Annotated in this window: 16 protein-coding genes and 1 pseudogene; 9 read left to right on the forward strand and 8 right to left on the reverse strand. The window is 72.8% G+C overall.

The window, feature by feature from the left end; all coding sequences use genetic code 11:
• Positions 1-202: 202 nt before the first annotated feature.
• Complete coding sequence (locus tag ACFY0T_RS08480; protein ID WP_388866012.1) at positions 203-598, reverse strand: molybdopterin-binding protein; 396 nt, start codon at positions 596-598, stop codon at positions 203-205.
• A gap of 175 nt (positions 599-773) precedes the next feature.
• Here ACFY0T_RS08480 and ACFY0T_RS08485 point away from each other — a divergent pair, with 175 nt between their 5' ends.
• Positions 774-2312 carry a serine/threonine-protein kinase gene (locus ACFY0T_RS08485; protein WP_388866015.1) on the forward strand — a complete coding sequence of 513 codons (1539 nt, stop codon included), beginning with the start codon at positions 774-776 and terminating at the stop codon, positions 2310-2312.
• 38 nt (positions 2313-2350) lie between these two features.
• Here the strand turns inward: ACFY0T_RS08485 and ACFY0T_RS08490 are convergent, their stop codons facing one another.
• On the reverse strand, positions 2351-2944 hold the full coding sequence (locus ACFY0T_RS08490; protein ID WP_388866016.1) for a hypothetical protein: 594 nt from the start codon (positions 2942-2944) through the stop codon (positions 2351-2353).
• Positions 2945-3183: 239 nt separating this feature from the next.
• Between ACFY0T_RS08490 and ACFY0T_RS08495 the strand changes: the two genes are divergently transcribed.
• Positions 3184-5295 (forward strand): molybdopterin cofactor-binding domain-containing protein, encoded by a 2112-nt coding sequence (locus tag ACFY0T_RS08495; RefSeq protein ID WP_388867016.1) that lies wholly within the window; start codon positions 3184-3186, stop codon positions 5293-5295.
• A gap of 40 nt (positions 5296-5335) precedes the next feature.
• Positions 5336-5791: a (2Fe-2S)-binding protein gene (locus ACFY0T_RS08500; RefSeq protein ID WP_388866019.1), complete on the forward strand. Its 456-nt coding sequence runs from the start codon at positions 5336-5338 to the stop codon at positions 5789-5791.
• Positions 5792-6010: 219 nt separating this feature from the next.
• Here ACFY0T_RS08500 and ACFY0T_RS08505 read toward each other — a convergent pair whose 3' ends face one another.
• On the reverse strand, positions 6011-6598 hold the full coding sequence (locus tag ACFY0T_RS08505) for a hypothetical protein (protein WP_388866022.1): 588 nt from the start codon (positions 6596-6598) through the stop codon (positions 6011-6013).
• Between the two features lie 237 nt (positions 6599-6835).
• Between ACFY0T_RS08505 and ACFY0T_RS08510 the strand changes: the two genes are divergently transcribed.
• A complete protein-coding gene (locus tag ACFY0T_RS08510) occupies positions 6836-7639 on the forward strand; it encodes a L,D-transpeptidase family protein (protein ID WP_388866025.1) in 804 nt (267 codons plus the stop codon).
• Between the two features lie 210 nt (positions 7640-7849).
• Here the strand turns inward: ACFY0T_RS08510 and ACFY0T_RS08515 are convergent, their stop codons facing one another.
• The gene (locus ACFY0T_RS08515; RefSeq protein WP_388866028.1) at positions 7850-9352 is read right to left on the reverse strand and encodes a hypothetical protein; all 1503 of its coding nucleotides are present in this window, start codon (positions 9350-9352) and stop codon (positions 7850-7852) included.
• A gap of 113 nt (positions 9353-9465) precedes the next feature.
• On the opposite strand from ACFY0T_RS08515, the gene ACFY0T_RS08520 reads away from it, so the two are divergent.
• Both ACFY0T_RS08520 and ACFY0T_RS08525 read left to right on the forward strand, forming a co-directional pair.
• On the forward strand, positions 9466-10728 hold the full coding sequence (locus tag ACFY0T_RS08520) for a molybdopterin-dependent oxidoreductase (RefSeq protein ID WP_388866031.1): 1263 nt from the start codon (positions 9466-9468) through the stop codon (positions 10726-10728).
• Positions 10728-11240, forward strand: coding sequence for a hypothetical protein (locus tag ACFY0T_RS08525; RefSeq protein ID WP_388866034.1), 513 nt, complete (start codon positions 10728-10730; stop codon positions 11238-11240). The genes ACFY0T_RS08520 and ACFY0T_RS08525 overlap by 1 nt, the downstream gene beginning before the upstream one ends.
• A 203-nt stretch (positions 11241-11443) precedes the next feature.
• Here the strand turns inward: ACFY0T_RS08525 and ACFY0T_RS08530 are convergent.
• The 3 genes and pseudogenes from ACFY0T_RS08530 to ACFY0T_RS08540 all read right to left on the reverse strand — a co-directional run.
• Positions 11444-12058, reverse strand: a pseudogene (locus ACFY0T_RS08530) (class I SAM-dependent methyltransferase); the annotation flags it as partial.
• A complete protein-coding gene (locus tag ACFY0T_RS08535) occupies positions 12055-12672 on the reverse strand; it encodes a DUF2064 domain-containing protein (RefSeq protein WP_388866037.1) in 618 nt (205 codons plus the stop codon). The gene ACFY0T_RS08535 and the pseudogene ACFY0T_RS08530, both read right to left, overlap by 4 nt.
• Positions 12669-13403 carry a glycosyltransferase family 2 protein gene (locus ACFY0T_RS08540; RefSeq protein WP_388866040.1) on the reverse strand — a complete coding sequence of 245 codons (735 nt, stop codon included), beginning with the start codon at positions 13401-13403 and terminating at the stop codon, positions 12669-12671. Before ACFY0T_RS08540 ends, ACFY0T_RS08535 begins: the two co-directional genes overlap by 4 nt.
• A gap of 268 nt (positions 13404-13671) precedes the next feature.
• On the opposite strand from ACFY0T_RS08540, the gene ACFY0T_RS08545 reads away from it, so the two are divergent.
• The gene (locus tag ACFY0T_RS08545) at positions 13672-14421 is read left to right on the forward strand and encodes a response regulator (protein ID WP_388866043.1); all 750 of its coding nucleotides are present in this window, start codon (positions 13672-13674) and stop codon (positions 14419-14421) included.
• 2 nt (positions 14422-14423) lie between these two features.
• A complete protein-coding gene (locus tag ACFY0T_RS08550; RefSeq protein ID WP_388866045.1) occupies positions 14424-15536 on the forward strand; it encodes a sensor histidine kinase in 1113 nt (370 codons plus the stop codon).
• A gap of 155 nt (positions 15537-15691) precedes the next feature.
• Here the strand turns inward: ACFY0T_RS08550 and ACFY0T_RS08555 are convergent, their stop codons facing one another.
• Positions 15692-16687, reverse strand: coding sequence for an NAD-dependent epimerase/dehydratase family protein (locus ACFY0T_RS08555; RefSeq protein WP_388866048.1), 996 nt, complete (start codon positions 16685-16687; stop codon positions 15692-15694).
• Positions 16688-16903: 216 nt separating this feature from the next.
• Between ACFY0T_RS08555 and ACFY0T_RS08560 the strand changes: the two genes are divergently transcribed.
• Positions 16904-17674, forward strand: coding sequence for a flavodoxin family protein (locus tag ACFY0T_RS08560; protein ID WP_388866050.1), 771 nt, complete (start codon positions 16904-16906; stop codon positions 17672-17674).
• The last annotated feature ends 79 nt before the right edge of the window (positions 17675-17753 follow it).

The raw sequence follows: 17753 nt of genomic DNA on the forward strand, positions 1-17753 counted from the left end.
CGCGCGCCCCGCCGCCCCCCCCCCCCCCCGCCCCCCCCCCCCCCCCCCCCCCCCCCCCCCCCCCCCCCCCCCCCCCCCCCCCCCCGGGACGGGACGGGCAGGGGCGGAGGGGGCGAAAAAACGCCTGGTGACCACGGCGGTCGTGGTTGCCACGGGCTGTCGTGGGGGCCAACGCGACCGGGTTCTGGTCCGGGGCGTCGGCTCAGGTGCGGTCGATGTGGACGTTCGTCGACTTCACGCGGGCCGTGGCTTCCATGCCGACCTCCAGGCCCAGTTCCTCGACGGCCTCACGCGTGAGCAGGGAGACCAGGCGGTGCGGTCCCGCCTGGATTTCCACCTGGGCCGCGACATCGCCGAGCTTGACGGCGGTGACGATGCCGGGGAACGCGTTGCGGACGGAGGTGTAGGAGCCGCCGCCCTCCTCACCCCCCGTCCTCGCCAGCTCGACCGAGAACGCGGCGAGGTCCCGCCCATCGATGAGCCGCCGCCCACCCTCGTCCCGATGCGTGGCCACCCGCCCGGCGTCCGCCCACCGCCGGGCGGTGTCGGGGCTCACGCCGAGGAGCCGCGCGGCCTGGCCGATTGTGTAGGACTGCATAGGCGTGACGATAACGCGACGACTCGACCGGGACGGTTCCTGGTCCGGCCCGCGCCGAGGACGGCTCTCTTGCGGGTCAACCCCGTACATGGCCTGCGCCACAGTCCCGGAAACCCGCGCCGACTATGGTGTCGATGCGTGTAGGAACACCAGGAACGTCGGCGAGGGGCGCGCAGTGTCGGACGAGGGGCGGCTGATCGCCGGGCGTTACCGGTTGATGGACCGGATCGGCCGCGGTGGCATGGGCACCGTGTGGCGCGCCGAGGATGAGGTCCTGAGCCGCCAAGTCGCCCTGAAACGGCTGCACGTCCAGCCGCACCTCACCGACGACGAGCTCGCCACCCTCTACGAACGCACCCGCCGCGAGGCCCGCAGCGCCCACCCCAACGTGGTCGTCGTCCACGACGTCGTCGACGACCAGGGGCTGCCCTGCATCGTCATGGAGTACGTCCCCTCGACGCCCCTCGACGCGCTGCTCAAGGGCGGCGAGGTCCTGCCGCCCGCCGAGGCCGCCCGGGTCGGCCTCGGCATGATCGCCGCTCTGCGCGCCGCGCACGCGGCGGGGGTGATGCACCGCGACGTCAAGCCCGGCAACGTACTGCTGGGCGCCGACGGCCGTGTCGTCCTCACCGACTTCGGTATAGCGATGACGAGCGGGACCTCCACGCTGACGAAGACCGGCGAAATCGTCGGGTCGATCGACTACATCGCGCCCGAGCGGATGAAGGGCCGCAACTCCGGCCCCGCCGCCGACCTCTGGGCGCTGGGCGCGACCCTGTACCAGTCCGTCGAGGGCCGGCCCCCGTTCCGTAAGGACACGGCGGTCGAGACGGCGTACGCCATCGTCGTCGACCCGCTCGCGCCCATGAAGCACGCCGGGTCCCTCGAACCCGTCATCGAAGCGCTGCTGGCCAAGGACCCGGCGGAGCGCCCGTCGATGGACGAGGCGGAGCGAGCGCTGCGGGTCGTGGCGTCGGAGGCTCCGACCCAGCTGCACACCCGGCCGTTGTCGCGGCCGAATCCCAACGCCAGCCCCAGCCCCAAGTCCAACCCCAGTTCCAAGTCCAAGTCCAAGCCGCAGCCCGCGCCGACGCGGTCGCTGCCGACGGAGCCGGGGCGCCGCTCACGTCGTCCGCTCGTCCTCGGCGCGGTCGCCGTGACCGTGGCGGCCGCGGCCGTCGCGGGCGTGCTGTACGTGGCATCGCACCGCGACAACGGCACGCGTACGCACGGCACCGCGGCGGAGTCGACGCCCACACCCACGCCCTCGCCCGTCCCCAAGGGGTTCCACCTGGTCGAGGACAAGACGCTGGGCGCCTCCTATCCCGTCCCGGACGGCTGGAAGCGCGGCAAACCGACCTCCGAGCAGGTCAAATACACCGACCCGTCCGGCCTGGTGGAACTCACCATCGGCACGGTGGACCCCGCGGGCCCGAACCCCGTGTCGCACTTCAAGAACATCGAGGCGAACACCAAGCTCAACTACGCCACGTACCGGAAGATCCGGATGGAGCGGACCACGTTCCAGGGGAAGGCCGCGGCGATCTGGGAGTTCACCTTCAAGGGGCGGGTACGGGCGTTCCGCGCCATCGACCTCGGCTTCGGGCAGGAGGGCGCCAAGGAGTACGACATCTACCTCTCGGCGCCGGAGGCGAAATGGGACGCGTACCGCCCGGTCTTCGACCAGGTGAAGGCCGGCTTCCGCACCGAGTGACACGTGGTCCGGTGGGGCCCACCGACTGACGACACTCTTCAGTCGGCCGACGCCTGTTCCACGTGTTGCACCTTGATGTGCTTCCTGCCGAACTCGCCGTAGGCCTTCTTGATGACGGGTTCGGCCTTCGCGGGGTCGTCGACGCCGACGATCACGAATCCCGTACTGTCCTCGCCGACCTCGCGCAGCTCGAAGGTGCCGTCCCAGCGGTCCATGTCCGCGCTGATGTGGTCGACCACGGCGTCGAGTTCGGGTTTGGCGACGTCCGTGTCGTGCAGCCGTATCGTCACGCCCTTCTCGGCGTGGCCGCAGATGTCCGCGTCGAACGCCTTGGAGGGGATGCGGTACACGTCCGTGGCCTGCTCGGCGTCGTCGACCGACAGGCCGGTGAAGACGGTGGGGTAGTGCGCCTTGGCCGTCCGCTCCACGTAGTCCATCACCCGGTACAGCGAGGGCTCGGGCCCCGGGCCGGGGAGGCTCTTCACCGGCCGCGTCCCGATGCACACCTTCGGGTGAGCGGCCGAGGGCTTCTCGTCTCCCGCGTCGGCGCTGGATCCCTGAAGTGCCACGAGCGCGAGGGCGCCCGCCGTGACGGCGCCCGCGGCGCCCCTGACCTTGCTTCGCCTGCTCATACGCTTCTCCCCACCGAGTCGGTCGATACTGGGACGCGGGAGGCGGCGCGCGCGTTCACATCAATGTCCCGGCGCGGCGCGCGCGTTCACATCAACTTCACGGCGCGGCACGCCCGTTCAAATCACCTTCCCGGCCACGCAACCCCGGAGAGGACTGGCCCCTCCTAGATAACAGTCGAACGAACCGGGTACTCGGAGAGGACAGTCTGTTGGCCCGTCAGTTGTCCCGCCGCAGGTTCATGGTCTACACGCTGGCGGCGTCCACCCTGACCGTCGCCGCCCCGCTCGGCTGCGACGGCTCCTCGGCGGAGGGCGTCGAGCCCACCGCGGCGGACGCCCGCACCCCGTCCGACGTCCTGGTGACCGGCACCGACGAGGAGATGCTGGTCCTGGAGGTCACCGCGGCCAACAAGGTGGTCGTCCGGCTGCCCCGCGTCGAGGTCGGCCAGGGCATCACGACCGCGGTCGCCATGATGATCGCCGAGGAGCTGGACGCCCGGCTCGTCGACGTCCACATCCCGCTCGCCGAGGCCCGGAAAAAGGGGAACCAGTACACCGGCGGCTCGAGTTCGGTCATGTCGCTGTACGGTCCCGCCCGCGAGCTGGCGGCCACCGCGCGCGCCAAACTGGTGACCGCGGCCGCGCGGCGCTGGCATCTGCCGGCGCGGAAGCTGCGTACCCGGGACACGATGGTGATCGCCCCCGACGGGCGTACGGCCACCTTCGGGTCGCTGACCGAGAGCGCCGCCCGGATCCAGCACCCCGCCGTGTCGACCAGGCCCAAGCCGGCATCCGAACACCGGGTGATCGGGCGGCCGACGACCCGGATCGACGCGCGGGACATCGTCACCGGCAGGGCGAAGTACGCCGGGGACGTGAAGGTGGCCGGAGCGAAGCCGACCGTGGTGGCGCGGCCGCCGACGCTCGGCGGGAAGGTCGTCTCGGTCGACGACCGGGCGGCCCGCGCCCTGCCGGGTGTCCACGCGGTGGTCAGGATCGCCGGTGGTGTCGCCGTGGTGGCGGACTCCTTCCACCACGCCTTCAAGGCCAGGGACGCGCTGCGGATCACCTGGGCACCGGGCCCGCTCGCGGCCCTGTCCGACACGGCCATCCGGTCCCGGCTGCGGGCCGCCGTCCCGTCGCTCGGGACCCCGCTGCTCGGAACGCGGCAGGTGACGGGCGAGTTCGAGTTCGCCTTCGTCAGCCACGCCCCGATGGAGGTGCTGACCGCGGTCGCGGACGTTCGCGCCCACAGCGCCGAGATCTGGTTCTCCTCCCAGACGCCGATGGACGCCCGCGACACCATCGCCTCGCTGGTCGGGCTGCCGGCGTCCAAGGTCCGCGTCCATGTCACGCGGGGCGGCGGCTCGTTCGGACGGCGGCTGAACTTCGACGCCGCGATCGAGGCGGCCCAGATCTCCAAGGCGGCACACCGGCCGGTCAAGCTGATGTGGAGCCGCGGCGACGACACCCGGCACGGCAGGATGCGCCCGGCCAGCCACCACCGGATCCGCGCCAGCCACGCGGGCGGCAGGGTGGTGGCCTTCACCCACATGATGGCCTCGGTGAACGAGTCGTACGAGAAGGAGGGCCCGGCCGCCCAGGGCGGTGTGACCGGCCCCGTTTCCCTCCGGGAGCGCGCTGCCGCGGGGGGCCCGCTGCCCAGCGACAGCGGCCCGTACAACTTCGGGCGCGTGTCCGGGGATTCGGGCGGGGTGGACCTGGCGATGCCGCTCGGCGCCTGGCGTTCGGTGGACTCCGGGACGATGCGGACCGCGGAGGAGATCGTCGTCGACGAGGTCGCGGGGAGCCTGGGCAAGGACCCGGTCGCGTTCCGGCGTACGACCCTCAGGAGCAAGCGCACCAAGGCCGTCCTCGACAAGGTCGCGAGCGCCGGGAACTGGGGCCGGACCATGCCGGAGGGCCACGCCCAGGGCGTCGCCGTCCACGAGGAGTACGGCTCCTGCGTGGCCTGTTTGGTCGAGATCGACGCCACCGACGCGAAGAACCCCCGGGTGACCAAGGTGGTGATGGCGGCCGACGTCGGAACGGCCGTCAACCCGCGCGGACTCGAGGCCCAGCTCATGGGGACCGCCGTCGACGGCATCTCCACCGTGCTGCGGGCCGGCCTGCACATCGACCGGGGCGCGGTTCGCGAGGGCAGCTTCGCCGACTTCCACTACGCCCGCCAGCGGCACGCCCCGCTGCACTTCGAGGCGCACATCATGCCCTCCCGACAAGACCCCGGCGGAGCCGGCGAACTCGGCGTCCCGGCCGCGGCGGGTGCCGTCGCCAACGCCTACGCCCGCGCGACCGGCACCAGGCCCCGCCGCTTCCCGCTCAACTTCTGATCAGAGTCCGCGCCCCCGATCCCTGTCCGAGAAGGTACCGATGCCCTCCTACTCCTTCGTCCTCAACGGGAAGCCGGTCACCGTCGAGGCACCGGCCGACATGCCGCTGCTGTGGGTCCTGCGCGACCTGCTGGACGTCACCGGACCCAAGTACGGCTGCGGCGTCGGCGTCTGCCGGGCCTGCACCAGCCACCTCGACGGCGCGGAGGTCCAGCCCTGCGTCGTCCCGGTCGCGGACTGCGCCGACCGCAAGGTCACCACCATCGAGGGCCTGGCCGACGGCGACACGCTCCACCCGGTCCAACAGGCCTGGCTCGACTGCGACGTCGCCCAGTGCGGCTTCTGCCAGCCCGGACAGATCATGGCGGCGGCGGCCCTCCTCAAGAAGACGTCCAGTCCGACGGACGCCGACATCGACCGCATCGAGAACGTCTGCCGCTGCGGCACCTACTCCCGGATCCGCGAGGCGATCAAGAAGGCCGCCGCCCACGACTGACGGCTCGGGCGATCCCGGCTACCTGCCCGAACTCCTCACGGCCTTCGCCGTCCACCGGATCGGACTGCCCGCACCCGACACCCTCGCACCGCACCCGCCCCGCGCCGGAGCCGATGGGCCGCCCGCTGGGACGTCACCCTGCGCATGGCCCACCTGCTCGGCCTGCTGACACGGCGCGGCGCGGCGGGACTCCCGCGCGGGAGCCCCGCCCTCGGCTCACTACGCCGACGCGGCGGCCGGGCCTTCCATGGTGGGCAGGGACGGAACCGCCGACTGGGCGCCGCCGAGCAGCCCCGTGACCACGTCGAGCACCGGCGACAGCAGGCCCGTCACCGAGCCCAGTGCTCCCGTCAGGGCCTTCACGAGATCGTCGACCGTCGACTGGAGCTGGTCCCCCAGATCCGAGACCGGATCGGCGAGCGGGACGCCGGCCCTGTTCGTGCCTCCGGACACGGCGGGCGCCCGGTCCTTCAGCTGCCGCTGGGCGGAGGCGTTCGCCGTCTCCAAGGCCGTCGCGTACGCGACCGCCCCGGCCGCGTCGAGGTGATCGAGGTCCTCCCCGGCGAGGTCGGACAGGACGTCCAGCAGCGGGGCGAGCGCGTCTTCCAGGTCCGCGCCGTCCAGTATGCCGAGCTGGTCCAGAAGCCCGTCCGACTCGGTGAAGGGCCATTCCGTGTCGGCGCCGACCGACGTCTCCCGGGGTACGTCGACGGCCGCGGCGGCCGTCCCGACCGGACCGCAGATCAGCGCGGCGCAGACCATGGGCGGCAGGAGGAGTCCGCGGGGTCGGGATACAAGGGCACGCATGCGAAGTCCTTTCGGTGGTAGCTCTCTGGGGCCCACCGTGAGAACCACCGCACCCCGCCGCAACCGGTCAGCCTGCCCGGTCTCCGTCCCCGCCCTTCCCCGATACGGCGCTGACCTGTGCCTTTCGTCGCGGATCGGCGCTGTCGTCGGCGCGAGGGCATTCGGCTGTCAGGGGAGGCGCGGCCCGGATTCCGCACCCTGACCAGTTCCTCACATGTCTCCTCCAGGCTGACGATCATGGGTTCATCCACCAGTCGCCCGGTCCCTGTGGGGATATGGGCCGCAGCCCTGGTCGTGTCGGTGACGCTCGTCGGATGCGGTGGGGGTACGAGGGCCGCGGAATCGGCCCCCGGTGCCCCCGGTGCCTCCGGCGCTCCCGGGACGACGCAGGCCGCCATGCCCCGCCTGCGCTCCGCGGACACGGAGGCGTCCGCCACGTCCGCTGCCTCCGTCCCCGCGCGGCTGCCGGGCCTGGGGCCCGCGACGCTCGCCGAGATCCCGGAGAACGCACGGCAGGTCGTCCTGGTCACCGGCCGGGGCAAGGACTCCCCGACCGCGCGGGTGGTGCTGTACCGGCGGACGAGCGCGGGCTGGCTGCCGGGTGCCACCTGGTCGGCCCACAATGCCCTCAGGGGCTGGACGGACGACCACCACGCCGGCGATCTCCGCTCGCCCATCGGTGTGTTCGGCCTCACCGATGCCGGCGGGCTGCTGGCCGACCCCGGCACCGAGCTGCCGTACGACCGGTCGCGGGGCTTCGCCGTCGGCGGCACGGGCTTCGAGGGCGAGCCGCTTGCGGGCTCCTTCGACTACGTCGTCGCGATCAACTACAACCACGAGCCCGGTACCTCCCCCCTCGACTGGACCCGTCCCCTCGGCGCGGGAAAGGGGGGCGGCATCTGGTTGCACGTCGACCACGGCGGGCCCACACACGGCTGCGTGAGCCTGGCGCAGGGGCACATGAAGGAACTGCTGCGCACGCTCGATCCCGACCAGCATCCGGTGATCGTCATGGGGGACGCCGAGTCCCTCAAGCGCTGACGCCGCCGCGACCGGACGGGATGGGTTTTTTCGCCCCCTCCGCCCCTACCCGTCCCGTACCAGCCTGTCGGCTGCGGGTGGGTGGGGGCTTGTCGCGCAGTTCCCCGCGCCCCTTCAGGGGCGCGGGGAACTGCGCAATCTTTTAGGGGGGTCTGGGGGCGCAGCCCCCAGATACGGGACGGGTAGGGGCGGAGGGGGCGAAGACCCTGGTCACCAGCCGGTGAACAGCAGATGGTTGATGACCAGCGCGAGGCCGGCCTGCGCGGCGAGCCAGACGCGCGGCCGGGGCAGGAACGCCCCCGCCGCGAGCAGCCACATCGCGAACGGCAGCCAGATCCGCTCCGTCTCCGCCTTGCTCATGCCGGAGAGATCGGCGACGAGGAGGGCGAGCAGCGCGGCGAACACCAGCAGGGCCAGGCGGGGTTCGGCCGCGAGGGTACGGAGCCGGTCGCCCACGCCCTGGCCCGCCGGGGTCCGGAGGCGGTCGGGCGCGCTCTCGCTCGCCGGGGTGCGGAGACGGTCGCCCACGCAGCCGTGGACGCTCTTGCGTACGGGGGCCGCGCCCGCGCGCCGCAGGCCTGCCACCGTCGCCGGGCCCACGATCAGTGCCGTACACGCGAGGTTCGCCCACACCCAGTAGCCGTACGGCCGGATGCCGCCCGCCCCTTCGTAGTAGCGGGTGACCAGCAGGCGGTACGCCTCCCACCAGTTGAAGCCGAGCGCCGTGAACACCAGCGGCACGACGGCGAGTCCGGCGACGACGTACGGGAGGGGGCGCAGCCGTCGGGAGCCGAGCAGCAGCACCGCGCAGGCGATCACCGCGAACAGCGTCAGCCCGTACGAGAGATACGCGGTGAGGCCGAAGAGAAGCCCGGAGGCCAGGCCGCTCGCCCGCGGCCGGTGTCCGGTGACCGCGAGGGCGAGGAACGCGACGGCCCAGGCGGCGACCGCCGTGAAGTACCCGTCCGCGGAGGCGCCCATCCACACGGCGGCCGGGGCGAGGACGAGGAACGGGGCGGCGCGGCGGGCGAGCGCCTCCCCGGCCAGCACCCGCACGGTGACGAGGACCGCGGCCGCCGCCGTCGCCCCGACGGTGATGCACCAGACGCCCGCCCAGGCCCCGCCGCCCAGCCCGATCCGGTCGAGGAGGACGAAGGTGAGGGTGGCCGCGGGGGGATGCCCGGCGACATGCGCGGGCCAGTGGCCGGGGGAGTGGATCAGGATGTGGTGGGTGAAGTCCCGCAGGGCGGCGGGGATGTCGTGGAAGCGGTTGACGGGGTCGATGACCTGCAGATACTCGTACGCGGTCGTCAGCCGCCGGGCGATCCCGCGCTGCCAGCCGTCGACCAGCGCGAGGGAGTACGTCCAGGCCATCGCGGTGCCCCAGGAGGCGAGCAGCAGCGCGCGCCAGGGCAGCCGGGCGGCGAGCGACGGCCCGTAGGCGACGACGGCGACGGCCACCACGACCGCGGCCCAGGTGCCGGGACCGACATGCGGTTCCCAGTGCGCGTACAGCGGTGGCCAGCTGACGTGCAGCGTGCCGTCGCGGTGCTCGATGGAGGTGCCGATCACGACGGCCGCCGTGACGAGCAGCGCCGCGGCGAGGACGGCGGACAGGTCGCGGAGGAGATCGCCGGGACGTTCGCGGGGGAGATCACGGGGACGGTCGCGGAGGAGATCGCGGGGACGGTCGCGGGGAAGATCGCGGTTCACACCGGCACGCTAGGCCGGTGGCCGCCCGGCGGGGCCGCCGCAGGGGTGGACGTCAGAGTTTCGTCATGGTTTGCGGACCCGTTCGGGGGGTGTTCCCGGCCTACGGTCGGAGCATGCCCCGGTCTCCCTCCTCCCCCGCGTTCTGGCGCAGCCCGCTGCGCGGCACTTGGTTCACCTCCGTGCTGGGCGTCGTCCTGCTCGGCGGGATCACGGTGCTGTTCGTGACGGGTCTCGTGTCGTACGCCGCCTACAACCCGAACCTGTCCCGGGTGAACGACATGACCCCGGACAAGGGTCTGCTCGGCTTCTATCTCTTCTCCTGGCCGACCGACCCACCCTGGCTGTACCGGCTGACGCAGGGCGTCCACGTCACGCTCGGCATCGTGCTGATCCCCGTCCTGCTGGCGAAGCTGTGGTCGGTCGTGCCGAAGCTGTTCGCGCTGCCGCCCGCGCGGTCCCTCGCTCACGCGCTGGAGCGGATCTCGCTGCTCCTGCTGGTCGGCGGTGCCCTCTTCGAGTTCACCACGGGCGTGCTCAACGTCCAGCTCGACTACATCTTCCCCGGCTCCTTCTATCCGCTGCACTTCTACGGTGCCTGGGTGTTCTTCGCCGCGTTCGTGGCGCACGCGGTGCTGAAGATGCCGACGGCGGTACGCAATCTGCGCCATCTGAGGGACGAGCGTCATCTGCAGGACGAGCGCCATCTGCACGACGAGGAAGGGGAGTTGGCGGCGCCGGACCCCGCCCCGCCCACCGTCTCGCGGCGCGGCGCCCTGGCCTTCGTCGGCGGCGGCTCCCTGCTCCTGCTCGTCACCACGGCGGGCCGCAGCTTCGACGGCCCCCTGCGGGAGACGGCCGTGCTCACCCCGCACGGCGGCCCCGAACCGGGCTCCGGACCCGCCGGCTTCCAGATCAACAAGACCGCCGCCTCGCGCGGGATCAGCGCGAGCGAGACGAGCGAGGAGGCGTGGCGGCTGGTCGTCGAGGGACCCGGCCGTACGGTCCGTCTGAGTCGGGCCGATCTCCTCCAACTCCCCCTGTACAGCTCGGCGTTGCCCATCGCCTGCGTGGAGGGCTGGTCGACCTCCGACCAGTGGTGGCGGGGCGTACGGCTGCGGGACCTGGCGGCGCTCGTCGGGTACGAGGCGGGCGCGGCGCCCGACGTGCTGGTGGAGTCGCTCCAGCGGCGCGGCGCGTTCCGGCGGGCCGCCCTGCGCGACAACCAGGTGCGCGATCCGCGCTCCCTGCTCGCCCTGTTCGTCAACGGCGAGGAACTGACCCCCGACCACGGCTACCCGGCGCGCATCATCGTCCCCGCGGCGCCCGGCGTGCTCAACACCAAGTGGGTGGCCCGGATGACGTTCGGAGACCTGTGATGCGACGACCGTTCGGACCATTCGGGAAGCCCGCCCTCGGCAGCCCCCTCCACATCCTGCTGCTCGCCTGCTCGTTCGCGCTCGCCGCGTACGCGGGCGTACAGCTCCTCGCGGACGACTGGTTCGCGGTGGCGCTGTGGTTCGTGGGCGCGGCCGTGCTGCACGACCTGGTGCTGGTGCCGTTGTACGCGGGCGCGGACCGGGCCGTCACGGGGGCGCTGGGCGCGGTGGGCCGCCGGGAGTGGACGCTCTACGTCCGGGTCCCGGCGGCGCTCTCCGCTCTTCTGTTGCTGGTGTGGTTTCCGCTGATCAGCGGGCAGGTGGCAGACCACTACCGGTCCGCCACCGGCCTCTCCGGCGACGACTTCCTGGCCCGCTGGCTGCTGATCACGGCGGTGCTGTTCGGGGGCTCGGCGCTGCTGCTCGTGCTGCGGTTGTGGCGGTCGCGACGGCCCGGTCGGTCGCCGCGGTTGCGCAGGGCGACGAAGGAGCGGCCGCCGGCCGTCCACTGACCGTCCGGGCGCCAGCCCGCGCGCGCGGCGTGCCGGAGCAGGGCCGGGGTGCCGACGCGGGCCCAGGGGAAGGCCGGGCCGGCGTCCCCGGCGCCACCGTGGGCGCCGGTGACGTCCGTGACGCGGACGACACGCACGTTGACACGTTCGTCGACGTCCACGTCCGGGACGGTCTCGACGATCAACAGCCCGCCGGGCGCGATGACTTGGGACAGCCGTCGCAGCAGGGCGGCCGGATCGCCCCCGATGCCGACGTTCCCGTCGATGAGCAGCGCGGTGTCCCAGCGGCCCTCCCCGGGGAGCGGTTCGAAGACCGACCGGTGCAGCGCCTGCCCACCGAGCCGCACGGTGTGCGCGACGGCCACCTCACTGACGTCGATCCCGAGCGCGGGCCGCCCCAGAGCTACGAGCTCGGCAACCAGCCGCCCCGGCCCACACCCCACATCGAGCACCGCCCCCTCACAACGCCGCAGCGCCTCCAGATCGGCCGCGTCGGCCCGCGCACACCACCGCTCGACATCGAGCGGAAGCAGCCATCCGTCGGGCCGTCGAAGATAGAGGGGACCTTGCCCGGTACGGATCGCATCGGAGTACGGATCGGCGGACCAGGGTGCTGGGACACGTGTTGCCATCCCAGCTGCGGGCAGGCGTGCCGCTAGGGGCGATGGGGGTCCCCCCTGTTCGAGCGAAGTCGAGAACTTGGGGGAGGGTGGGCGCTGGGGGTACCCCCTGCTCGAAGAGCTTGGGGGAGGCACCCTGAGCGCGCCGGCAAGCTCACCCTCCCCGAGCTCAGCCCCGACGCCGGGTGCCGTACTCATCGCCCGCTCACCGCCCGCACCCGCACCAGCTCCGCCGCGAACCGCCCCCCGGGCGCCCCCGCGGCGACGACCTCCGCGTCGGCCGCGGTGTCGACGTCCCGCAACCGCGGCAGATCCCGCACCCGCAACCCCGCCCCGACCAACCGCTCCCGCTGCACGACCCCCGTCGTGGGCGTCGACATCGGCACCCCCCGCAGCAGCTCAGGGTCGGGCACGGCCAGCCCCAGCGCCCAGAATCCGCCGTCCTCGGCCGGACCGAAGTACGCGTCGCAGTCGGCGAAGTCCACGGTGAGCAGTTCGGGCGTCACCTGGGGCGTGTCCATGCCGATGAGCAGCGCGGGTCCGTCGCAGCCCGCGAAGGCCGCGGCCAGCCGCTCGTCGAGACCTCCCGGGCACTGTCGTACGACGTCGAAGCCGGGCGGCAGCCAGGGGCCGGGCTCTCCGTCGAGCACCAGCACCCGGCGCCGCGCGGGCGTCGCCGCCACCGTACGGAGGGTGTCCACGAGGGCCGCCTCGGCGAGCAGCGCCGCTTCCCGGGGCGTGAACGGCGGCGTGAGCCGGGTCTTGACCCGGCCGGGTCGCGGTTCCTTGGCGATGACGAGGAGCGTCGTCACTGGGTGGTTCCTCCCTGAGAGGGGGCGGGCGCCTTCACGCGCGCCGGCGGTTCCGCGAGAACGCGGCGCATGTCCCGTACCGCCTGCCAGGTCCCGCGCCAGGTGCCGGTGACCTTGGAGGCGCCGGTGCGCGGCAGGTACGGGACGTCGTGCTCGGTGACGCGCCAGCCGGCGTCGGCCGCGCGGACGACCATCTGGAGCGGGTAGCCGCTGCGGCGGTCGGTGAGGCCGAGCTCCAGCAGCGGCTCGCGGCGGGCGGCCCGCAGCGGGCCGAGGTCGTGCAGGCGCAGCCCGGTACGCCGCCGGAGCATCCGCGTCAGGGCGAGATTTCCCGCCCGGGCGTGCGCGGGCCAGGCGCTGCGGCCCTGCGGTCGGCGCCGCCCGAGCACGAGGTCGGCCTCGCCGTCGCGCACCTCGCGGACGAAGGGCACGAGCAGGGCCGGGTCGAGCGAGGCGTCGCAGTCGCAGAAGCACACGATGTCCGCGGTGGCGGCGGTCAGTCCTGCGTGGCAGGCGGCACCGAACCCGCGGCGCGCCTCGCGCACGACGGTCGCGCCGAGACCGCGGGCCAGCTCCGCCGAGCCGTCCGTGGAACCGTTGTCCACGACGAGCGCGCGCCAGCCGGGCGGGATGCGGGCGAGCACCCAGGGGAGGGCCTCGGCCTCGTTCAGACAGGGGAGGACCACGTCGACTTCCGGGTCCGTTGCGGGATGGGCGCGATGGGCAGTCACGGCTTTCACCCTACGAACGCGAAAGGTAAATATCGGACTTCAGGTCCTTACGAAACACGGACGTCGAAACGCCCTGCGCATGACGGACGCCGGGACGCGCTGCGCATGACGGACGCCGGGACTCCTTACGCGTCACGGACGCCGGGACTCCCTGCGCGTCACGGACGTCGAGACTCCTCGCACATCACGGTCGTGGGGACTCCTTACGAATCACGGACGTCGAGGCGGGCGCGCGGCACGGGCGTGCGGCCGGTGGGAGGCTGGACGCATGCAGCAGCCGTACGAATCCCCAGGTGCCGGCCCCGCCCCGAGCGGGTACGGGGACACGACGCGCGTCCTCGTCGTGGACGACGACCCCACCGTCGCCGAGGTCGTCTCCGGCTACCTCGACCGCGCGGGATACGTCGTGGACCGCGCCGCGGACGGACCCGCCGCGCTCGCCCGTGCCGCCGCGCACTGGCCCGACCTGGTGGTCCTGGACCTGATGCTGCCCGGGATGGACGGTCTGGAGGTGTGCCGGCGGATGCGCGGGCGCGGTTCCGTGCCAGTCATCATGCTCACCGCCCGCGGTGACGAGGACGACCGGATCCTGGGCTTGGAGGTGGGGGCGGACGACTACGTCACGAAGCCGTTCAGCCCGAGGGAACTGGTCCTGCGCGTGGAGTCCGTCCTGCGCCGGACCCGGCCCGCCGCCTCCGCGCACCCCCTGCACACGGCCGGTCTCACCGTCGACCCGGTCGCCCGCCGCGCCACCAAGGGCGCCGCCGAACTCGCCCTCACCATCCGCGAGTTCGACCTCCTCGCCTTCTTCCTCCGCCACCCCGGCCGCGCCTACAGCCGCGAGGACCTGATGCGCGAGGTCTGGGGCTGGGACTTCGGGGACCTGTCGACGGTGACGGTCCACGTACGCCGGCTACGGGGCAAGATCGAGGACGACCCGGCCAGGCCACGCCTGATCCAGACGGTGTGGGGCGTCGGCTACCGCTTCGACGCCACGCCCGGCGAGGAGGCGGTCTGACCGTGCACGACATGCTGCTCATCGCCCTGTTCGCCTTCCTCGGCGCCGCCGCGGCCGGGCTGCTCGGCGCGGGTGCGCTGTGGCTGATCCGGCGGCGCTCGCTGACCGCGTCGCTCGCCGTCGTCGCCGCCGTGGCCGTCACCGCGATGCTCGCCGGGACGCTGGCCGTGGCGTGGGCGATGTTCCTGTCCTCGCACGACCTGACCGTCGTCACCACGGTCGTCGCGATGGCGGCCGTCGTCTCGCTGGCCACCGCGCTGCTGCTCGGCCGTTGGGTCGTCGCCCGCAGCCGCGCCCTCACCCTGGCCGCCCGCTCCTTCGGCGACGGCGGCGACTTCGCGGCCCCCGACGGTCCGGCGACCGCCGAACTCACCGCGCTGAGCCGGGAGTTGGAGGCCACCAGCGCGAAGCTCGCCGAGTCCCGCGACCGCGAACGTGCCCTGGAGACCTCGCGCCGCGAACTCGTCGCGTGGATCTCGCACGACCTGCGCACCCCGCTCGCCGGGCTGCGCGCGATGTCCGAAGCCCTGGAGGACGGCGTCGCCGCGGACCCCGACCGCTACCTCCGCCAGATCCGCACGGAGGTCGAGCGCCTCAACGACATGGTCGGCGACCTCTTCGAGCTCTCCCGCATACACGCCGGGACGCTCGCCCTCTCGCCCTCCCGGATCTCCGTGTACGACCTGGTGGGCGACGCCCTCGCGGGGGCGGATCCGCTGGCCCGCGAGTACGGGGTACGGCTGGTCGGGGACCGGATCGAGCCGGTCCCCGTGGAGGTCGACGGGAAGGAGATGAGCCGTGTGCTGGGCAATCTGCTCGTCAACGCGATCCGTCGTACGCCTCCCGACGGTACGGTCGCGGTGGCGGCGGAACGCTCGTCCGAGGGGGTCGTTCTGTCCGTCACCGACAGCTGCGGCGGCATCCCCGAGGAGGATCTCCCGCGTGTCTTCGACACTGGATGGCGCGGCACGCATGCGCGTACGCCTCCCGCCGGGGCGGGGCTGGGGCTCGCGATCGTCCGGGGCATCGTGGAGGCCCACCAGGGGCAGGCCGCCGTCCACAACGTCCCCGGCGGCTGCCGCTTCGAGGTCACCCTCCCGATGGCCAAGGCCTAGCGCCACGCCCCTGCCGCGGCCGAGTTTCTTCGCCCCCTCCGCCCCTGCCCGTCCCGTATCTGGGGCTCCGCCCCAGACCCCGTGGGTGGTTCTTCTGCTGCGGGTGGGTGGGGGCTTGTCGCGCAGTTCCCCGCGCCCCTAAATGCCCCCGGTCGCTATTGCCCCCGCAGCCGCGCCCCCGCGAACTCCCGCATTCCCTCTGTGAAGTCGACCTCGGGCTTCCAGTCCAGCTCGGCCCGCAGGCGGGAGGAGTCGGCCGTGATGTGGCGTACGTCCCCGAGTCGGTACTCGCCGGTCACCACGGGCGCGGGCCCGCCGTACGCGGAGGCCAGGGCCCGGGCCATCTCGCCCACGGTGTGCGGCTCCCCGCTGCCGGTGTTGTAGGCCGTGAGCGTACCGCCCGGTGAACCCGCCTCCAGGGCCGCCACGTTGGCCGCCGCCACATCCCGTACGTGCACGAAGTCCCGTCGCTGCCCGCCGTCCTCGTAGACACGTGGGGCCTCGCCCCGGGCGAGCGCGGACCGGAAGAAGGAGGCGACGCCGGCGTACGGGGTGTCGCGGGGCATCCCGGGCCCGTACACGTTGTGATAGCGCAGCGACACGGCGCTGCCGCCCGTCGACCGGGCCCAAGCGGCCGCCAGATGCTCCTGGGCCAGTTTGGTCGTCGCGTACACGTTCCGGGGATCGACCGGGGCGTCCTCGCCCACCAGCCCGGGTGTCAGTTCCTCACCGCACTGCGGGCACCGGGGTTCGAAGCGCCCCGCGTCCAGGTCGGCGACGGCCCGGGGCCCCGGCCGCACCACCCCGTGCCGCCGGCACGCGTACCGCCCCTCCCCGTACACCACCATCGACCCGGCGAGCACGAGCCGCCGTACCCCCGCGTCGGCCATGGCGGTGAGCAGCACGGCCGTACCGAGGTCGTTGCGTGACACGTACTCGACCGCGTCGCCGAACCCGGTCCCCAGCCCCACCATCGCCGCCTGATGACACACGGCGTCCACCCCCGGCAGGGCGGCCGCGACCGCCCAGGCATCCCGTACGTCCTGGCCGTCGCGCAGGTCGAACACGACCGGCTCGTGACCCCGCGCGGTCAGCGCCTCGACGACATGGGACCCGATGAACCCGGCTCCGCCGGTGACCAGTACTCGCATGCGCCCCACGCTAGGACCGCGGACACGCCGCACAGCGGCACGGCGCCGGTCACGTCACCGGTCCGTAAGACCTCTTCAGCCCCGCCAGGAGCGTCCCGCTTAGGGCAACAGGCGTATATGGCGACCGTATTGACCCTATTCGTCCAAGATTCTCGATAAGCTTCCGCGGTTTCGTCCCGATCTCCCCGCCCCGCCGCAGCTTCGAGGGAGCCCACCATGGCGGCCACACCACCACCCACCAGCGCCGGCACGGCCTCTGCCTCCGCCCCCGCCTCCGACGACACGTACCGCTTCGACGACCTGCGCGCCCTGTTCATCAACTGCACGCTCAAGCCGTCGCCGGAGCAGAGTCACACCCAGGGCCTGGTCGACAAGAGCCGGGCGATCATGGACTCGCGGGGGGTCGTCACGGACGTGGTCCGCGCCGTCGACCACGACCTCGCGCCCGGCGTCTACCCGGACATGACCGAGCACGGCTTCGCCACGGACGCCTGGCCCCCGCTGTACGAGCAGGTGATGGCCGCCGACATCCTGGTGCTGGCCGGACCGATCTGGCTCGGCGACAACAGCTCGGTCACCAAGAAGGTCATCGAGCGGCTCTACGGCTGCTCGGGGCTCCTCAACTCCGCGGGCCAGTACGCCTATTACGGGCGCGTCGGCGGCTGTCTGATCACCGGCAACGAGGACGGTGTGAAGCACTGCGCGATGAACATCCTCTACAGCCTCCAGCACCTCGGATACACCATCCCGCCGCAGGCCGACGCGGGCTGGATCGGCCCGGCGGGACCGGGCCCGTCGTATCTGGACCCCGGTTCGGGCGGCCCGGAGAACGACTTCACCAACCGCAACACCAGCTTCATGACCTGGAACCTGATGCACCTGGCGGCCCTGCTGAAGCGCGCGAAGGGCTTCCCCGCCTACGGCAACCAGCGCTCCGAATGGGACGCCGGCTGCCGCCTCGACGCACCGAACCCCGACTACCGCTGAAACGGGACCCGGCCGCCTCCTCCGACAGCCTGCGCGGCAGCGAGGCTCGTACGTGACCCGGATCACAGGTGAAGAGTGC

It is taken from the genome of Streptomyces sp. NPDC001530, assembly GCF_042894545.1.
GTDB lineage: Bacteria > Actinomycetota > Actinomycetes > Streptomycetales > Streptomycetaceae > Streptomyces.

Excerpts from the sequence above, each read along its gene's own strand:
- ACFY0T_RS08480 (WP_388866012.1), bottom strand. The coding sequence starts at position 598 with ATGCAGTCCTACACAATCGGCCAGGCCGCGCGGCTCCTCGGCGTGAGC.
- ACFY0T_RS08490 (WP_388866016.1), bottom strand. The coding sequence starts at position 2,944 with ATGAGCAGGCGAAGCAAGGTCAGGGGCGCCGCGGGCGCCGTCACGGCG.
- ACFY0T_RS08495 (WP_388867016.1), top strand. The coding sequence starts at position 3,184 with ATGGTCTACACGCTGGCGGCGTCCACCCTGACCGTCGCCGCCCCGCTC.
- ACFY0T_RS08500 (WP_388866019.1), top strand. The coding sequence starts at position 5,336 with ATGCCCTCCTACTCCTTCGTCCTCAACGGGAAGCCGGTCACCGTCGAG.
- ACFY0T_RS08505 (WP_388866022.1), bottom strand. The coding sequence starts at position 6,598 with ATGCGTGCCCTTGTATCCCGACCCCGCGGACTCCTCCTGCCGCCCATG.
- ACFY0T_RS08510 (WP_388866025.1), top strand. The coding sequence starts at position 6,836 with ATGGGTTCATCCACCAGTCGCCCGGTCCCTGTGGGGATATGGGCCGCA.
- ACFY0T_RS08520 (WP_388866031.1), top strand. The coding sequence starts at position 9,466 with ATGCCCCGGTCTCCCTCCTCCCCCGCGTTCTGGCGCAGCCCGCTGCGC.
- ACFY0T_RS08525 (WP_388866034.1), top strand. The coding sequence starts at position 10,728 with ATGCGACGACCGTTCGGACCATTCGGGAAGCCCGCCCTCGGCAGCCCC.
- ACFY0T_RS08545 (WP_388866043.1), top strand. The coding sequence starts at position 13,672 with ATGCAGCAGCCGTACGAATCCCCAGGTGCCGGCCCCGCCCCGAGCGGG.
- ACFY0T_RS08555 (WP_388866048.1), bottom strand. The coding sequence starts at position 16,687 with ATGCGAGTACTGGTCACCGGCGGAGCCGGGTTCATCGGGTCCCATGTC.
- ACFY0T_RS08560 (WP_388866050.1), top strand. The coding sequence starts at position 16,904 with ATGGCGGCCACACCACCACCCACCAGCGCCGGCACGGCCTCTGCCTCC.